The sequence below is a fragment of the Jeotgalibaca sp. A127 genome (assembly GCF_052266745.1).
In the GTDB taxonomy this organism is placed as follows: domain Bacteria; phylum Bacillota; class Bacilli; order Lactobacillales; family Aerococcaceae; genus Jeotgalibaca.
Window position 1 is genome coordinate 1 of the sequence record NZ_JBQPRC010000036.1, and the last position, 518, is coordinate 518.

General features: G+C 44.8%; 1 protein-coding gene. It reads right to left on the reverse strand.

What is annotated here, in order from left to right; translation table 11 throughout:
• Positions 1 to 474, reverse strand: a 474-nt coding sequence (locus tag ACTVAI_RS11865) for an HTH domain-containing protein (RefSeq protein ID WP_443486752.1), incomplete at its 3' end; no start/stop codon positions are given.
• Positions 475 to 518 lie beyond the last annotated feature (44 nt).

A 518-nucleotide genomic window follows, 5' to 3' on the forward strand; every position in this document is an offset into this window, starting at 1 on the left:
AGGAAGGGAATGTGGCCGATCCGCTGCCTCTTTAATAAGGCGGAACTTTTCCGCTTTAGTAAGTTCATTTCCCCTCCTTTCGGCGAAGTCGAGCTTTTTTAGAAGTTCATTCTCCTGTTTGAGCAGTTCGATTTCCAGTTGAGCCCGTTTCAGTTTCTCCTCGGTCGAGAGTTCGGTGAGGCGAGGGCGGCCGGAGGCCCCTTTCCTGTTATCCTTGATTGCTTCAATTCCTTTTGCGCGGTAGCGTTTCATCCATCTATCAGCGAAGCTATTTATTCTGTATTCTCCCAGTGTTTCAACTGGGAAACCCGCCTCCTGAAAGATTTGATTATTAAATTTTCCTTTCTGCCGTTCAACGATGAAATGCACTTTAAAATCATCAGTATATGAAATACCTTTATTCGAAACCCGTTTGACAAAGGGATTTTTAGCGATTTCTGCCACTTCTACATCGGTAAAGAGCCGCTTCGACATGCTCATCCTTCCTTTCCTGTTTGCAGGTTCTATTCTGTTTCTAC